Consider the following 5511-nt stretch of genomic DNA (forward strand, 5'->3'; position numbering starts at 1 on the left):
AAATGCTGCGATACATCCGGGGGTTGGCGTTGTACTGTCTGGCAAACAGCAGAGAGCCGGTTTTCAATAGAATGACCGAAGAAGCGGCCTTGCCCAATGGCATGGCCAGCCCGCCTGCTTCAGAGATTTTTTCAATGCCACTGTGGCAGGCATATTGGCCGGTTCGGTCAAGGTCAATACCAAAGCGTTCCAGCCAGCGCCGGAAAGGTGAGAGCATCCTGTGTGTGTAATCGCCCCGGTTGGTCAGATCCAGAAGATAGAGGAACGCCATGTTTGAGAGAGACAGTCTGGCTGCCTCCAGGACGGAATGGGTCACCAGTAGAGGTCTGTAGTTGGAGTAGTACCAGGTGACCGCCTGTACCAGAGAAGCTGAAGGTTTGACCCAGTAATCATTGAACTGGTGCTTAACCGCTGCGGCATGAGCCTGCATCAATGTGTCATGGATAGCATGGATCAGGTCTGATTCGGACACGCCAACAGCACTGGCGTAAGGTGTCAGGGTGTCCTGAACATTGGCCAGGAATGCTGCCGTCCTGTGGCCGTTTTCAAAGGCAATATCGTCAAGCACGTAGTTGGCGATGACCGCAGCGGCGTACTCTTTCATGCCGGCAACAGACTCTTTCATACCTGTCGGCCCAGTGGCGGTTATGGTAGGGGCAAAGGCACTTTGCATGAATTCCTCAGCACCCTTGTCGGACAGCATCTGGACAACTTTCCTGAAGTCAGGCAGATTGACGCCGTGCTTGTAGCCAAGGAAGTGTTCAAATTCGTCCACTGTCTGATAACCGTCGACACCTCTGACGGCCTTCATGTAGCTTTCAAGTTCAATCTTGCTGATCAGACCGTCACGCACAAGAGCTATGATTCTGTCACCACTGGCAGAATGGGTAGCGAAGTATTCAGAGAAACTTTTCAGGTTCTCTGGTTCATGCTCGACGAAGTGGATGGCTCTTTTGCCCATGCCATAAATTTCGTTGTCGTATTGTTGAGCCCCGGTTTTCAACTCATTCCTGGCCCTGTACGTTAGAATCCGGACTTCTTCCAGGGCATTACGAGGTTGCTCCTCTTCAGGCTCGGAGGGGTATTCCGGGAACGTTGCCTTCAGGCTCTTGAAAACTTCCACAATCCGACTGGCCTGTTTAAACGTCAGCTTGTCTCCGACCATTGCCTGCAAGCGAATCGGTGCAAATTCATCGTCAAAATCGCAAGTTGTAAGGAATGGTGTCTTAAGGAACGGTGTTGTCTTACCGCTTTCTGCTGCTAATTCTGCCAGACCTATTGCAGCTTCCAGAGCTTGTTGTTTGAGTGAGTGCTGCTGCATGAAGGCGTCCATAGCGGCTCGAATTTTTGCCTGTTTCAGTGTGTACTGGAAGGGGCCACGATCACTTTCGACAGCTGTCTCTGCGGCATTCAGGACTTCCTTCCTTCTCCTGATGTCTGCTTTCCTGATTTCAATCTCCTCTTCCAGACGGGCCTGTTTCATCAGTTGCCGGATCTTGCCACCATTACCATCTTTTCCGCCCAGTTCTAACTGTTTGTTTCTCAGGGCATCCATCCGTTGTCCAAAGGTGTCAGAAGTATCTGGTTTAAGATCCACGGCTTCTTCAGTGGCATCAAGAAACGCTTCATCATAATCTGCAAGATCGTCTTCTGCTTTTGATATAGCTTCATTTTTCTGCTTCAGGATCCAATCCAGCTTAGCCATTTCGTTCTTATGTACGGATTTAGCCTTCTCATCGGAATCTCCAAAATCGATATTCTCCTGTTTTTTACGATCCAGATTCTCCTGTGCATCCCTCTTTTCAAACCATCTACTGGTCAAGTCCATACATTTTCTGTCACGATCGCGCAGGAATTTCGTGACCTGAGCGTAGTTTTTTTTGGCTAAAGGCAGTTCATTCAATGCTTCCTCGAGGATACCGGTTTCGTCCGGATCATGATTATTTTTATGGGCTGTAACGGAGAAAATGTAATCAGTATTTTGCAGTGTACTGAGGTCACCTTCTTTGATCAGGAGATTCAGATCATGTTTGGCTCTCAGTTTCTCAGTGATCTCATCTCGTTTTTCTGCACTGTATTCCTGCAGGAAATGTCTGATGTCTTCTACTCGCTCTTCAGATGTTTGTTCGTCACCTGCAGTCAGACCCAGGTCGGTCTGAAGTTTTTTCATTAGCTGATTGAGAGCTACATCGTCTTTATCGGGGATATAGTCCAGGTCAGAAAGTTTCCCGGCAAATACAATGTGCTTGCCACGCAGCGTCTTCAGTTCGCGATGAACATCTCTCAGATTACTTTCAGCTTCTTCCAATGCTCGTCTGGCAGTGGCCACCTCACGATCAAGAACGTATCGGGGCTTGGGGCCCAGTCGGGCTATTTGCCTGTCAAGCTCTTTCTCAATGGCAGTAAGGCGCTCATTAACGTCAGGCTGACCCGCATTGAAAACTTCTTTATTCAACTGTTGGAGTTTTTTTTCAACCAGACTGTTCTGGTCTTCAATAGTGGCATCCTCTTTGTAGTCCTCAATGTTGAGTTGATGAGCCATTTCATTGTTCCAGACTCTTCGGGCAGCTTCGTCATCATAGAGTGCGTCTGATTTTTCGAATAATTCCTGAATTTTAGTGCTCAGGGCACCCTTTTGTTCAGCCAGGTCGTCATCCTGCTCAAATGCCACATTCAGAACTTTGGCCAGTTTGACAGTGGTAGCCTTGCCTCTTCCTTCAGCAGCAGCGTTTCTATGAGGGTAGATGTTCAGCTCTCTCTCTAAAGCTCCAAGCAGACTTGCCTGTTGTTTTTTGACTTGCATGTCCAGGCACGAATCTTTGACTTTATAGTGAAGAATCGCACGAAGCTTGTTGAGTTTGAGATCCCTCTCGTTCAGAGCTGCGCCGTCTTCTTTCCGGAGGGTTTGATCTATCTGATCCAGCAAGTGTCCTGAGACATCATCGCCGTCAAGTATTGTATGAACCCGGGCAAGTTTTACTGCATTGTCGTCCTCTTTATTGAATTTTATGTTGAGTATTTTTTCTATGGCTTCCAGCAGATCAGTCTGTTGGTCTCTGGCTTGCGTGTTCGGGCCAGGGTCCTGGAGTTTATAGTGAAGGTGCGCAAGAAGGGTGAGCAGCTGGAAATCCTTCGCGTGCAGAATTTTGCTTTCATATCTCCAGAGGATGCTATCAATCTCATCCAGCGTTTCACCCAGTATTTTATCTGAGAGATCATAGCTGTTAAGTACGCTGAAAATCCTGGTGAGTTTTGATGTTTTGTCATCCTCTTCACTGACGTTGATGTTGAGCATTTCTGCTACGACTTCCAGTATGTACCGGGCCTCTTCCTCTGCCCGCTGTCTGGCGTCTCTGATGTATTCCTGCATGTCTTCAGCAATGCCCTGACGACGGAGATACAGATCGTCGTTTTCATCAAGGTAATGAATCTCCAGAGCTTTTTCTACGGCACTCAGCGTCTTGAGGACTTTAGGCATGGCTTCCTGGAGGTCTGGTGTTGTAATGTCATCCACTTTCGGTTTCAAATCTGCAAGACGATGGAATCTGTTGTGTCGCATTACTTCAAATTGTGCGATGCGTTCTTCTAAATGTGCGATGCGTTCTTCAAACTGTGCGATGCGTTCTTCCAGTGCCTGGTTTTTCTGAAGCTGATCTTTATGAAATTCGTCGTCTGGAGCTCTCATTGAAAGTATTTCGTTGCGCAGGCTTTTTTGTTGAACATCCAGTATGTTAACTTCTTTCACCAGCTCTTCCACATAGACAGAAAGCCGTGCTCGCGCATCCTCAGATTGCCGATAGAGCAGGAGTGTTTCCTTTGTTAGCATTTCACTGGCAGTAACTTTCTCCGTTGTGATCCTTAACTGGTTTCTAAGCTTGATGAGTTCGCCTTCTGCTGCCCGCTGCTCTTCCAGCTTGATTTGATTCTCAATCATCTCTCTGGCCATGTCGGCCATGATTTTGTCTGCAAACGGTTTCGCGTTGTAAAAATTATCGGTCTGTAATTCGGCGGCAAAGGGTAAAATATTGAGAAAATTCCGAACAAAATGCGGGTTAGTCAGAAAATCTCTAAGTGCGGGTTTGAAGCTGAAGTGTTTTGCAAGTTGATTATGTATCGAGGGTGGCGTAATGAAAGACGAGGCGAATTTGACGTGTTCTACTGAGAAATAAAATTCATCTGCATGATCAGGAGTAGCAGCGGTCAATGCCTGCTGGAGAATTTCATAGTATGCCAGCATAAGCGCCGCATCATGATCTTCGAAAACACCAACATCGTGCCGCGCAGCTAACCCCTCGAGCAGTTCCATCTGCCTGCTTCGAATGACGTATTGGTAGCTTTTGATCTTGTCTTTTTTAACTTGTGTTGATACTCCAGGAGCGGGGGTATTAGCATCAACCCTTTTCCAGACGTCAAAGATTTTTTCCACAAAAGCGACATCTGTCGGATTCTGCTTCTGACCATGGAAAACAATAATCTCTCCCGGAGCTTCAGTCACTTCCAGCTTTGGATAACCTTCAGGCACAGGGCAAGCCCGCCACTCATCCCCAACGTTTACAACATAGCCGACGGGTTTATGGTAGTACAAAAGATCGTCCAGAGCTTTCTGTTGTAAACCCTCTCTCAGAGTATGAACCTGGGTATAGGCAGAGGTCGCTGCTGCCAAAAGTGGCTCATCATTAACAAAGAGTGCTTGATCCAGACTCTGCAAATCAGGAGGCTCATCGTCTGCAGCGACAAGGCGCATAAAGGTGCGACTGTTCACTTCAATTTTGTCAACTTCGATGGTGGCAAGGGCAACATAGTGATCAACTTCGCCAAGGCTACCTGCTCTTTCATTGGCTCCTTTCAGCACCCCGACCAAATGATTGGGGCTGGCGATTTTCGTTGTCGGTTCCAGTGGTTGGATGTCACCCGATTGACTTCGAACAGCCTTAATTGAATCCTGACTGGTCATTCCGTTTCTGACTTCAATGACCAGTACTTCTTCGGCAAGATTATGGGTAATCTTGAAGATCCCCTCATTACCTGCCTTCAGGACTTTGGTGTATTTCTGAGCAACGCCATCTTTGTCCGTTTCAAACAGATCAATACTGGAAACACCACCACTGATGCCAGAAAGAACATTTGTGAAGCCTTCAGAAGGAATCTCATAGCCAGCTCTGGTTTGAGTCTGATCGGGGTAGGTGGTGGTAATGGATTTGGGTATTGGTTGCTGGTTGTGACCTAAAGTTGGCTTAACTATGACCTCACTGTGGGTAAACTCCGCGTGTCCATTGCCCTGAATATCGATAGATTTTGTCTGTAGCCTGCGTTCGGTCAGTGCCTGTGTACCAAGGATGGAAGAACTGATGGCAACGGCCACGGCAAGGCGCAATGCATTGGGGCAAGCGTGTGTCATACTACTACCTCAGAACTGAGTACTTTTATTACCGTAAAAAGTGCTCGGCGCGGGATTCGTAGAGGGCACCCAGAGTGTAAGAGTAAGGAATACTTTCTGCATGGGAGAATGAC

At 47.6% G+C, this 5511-nt stretch carries 1 protein-coding gene; it reads right to left on the reverse strand.

From position 1 onward, the window contains the following. Positions 1-5398 (reverse strand): hypothetical protein (locus KDK18_RS03295; protein ID WP_257253196.1); only part of this gene is annotated, 5398 nt, incomplete at its 3' end. Positions 5399-5511: the final 113 nt, after the last annotated feature.

Source organism: Endozoicomonas sp. SESOKO3 (assembly GCF_024606255.1).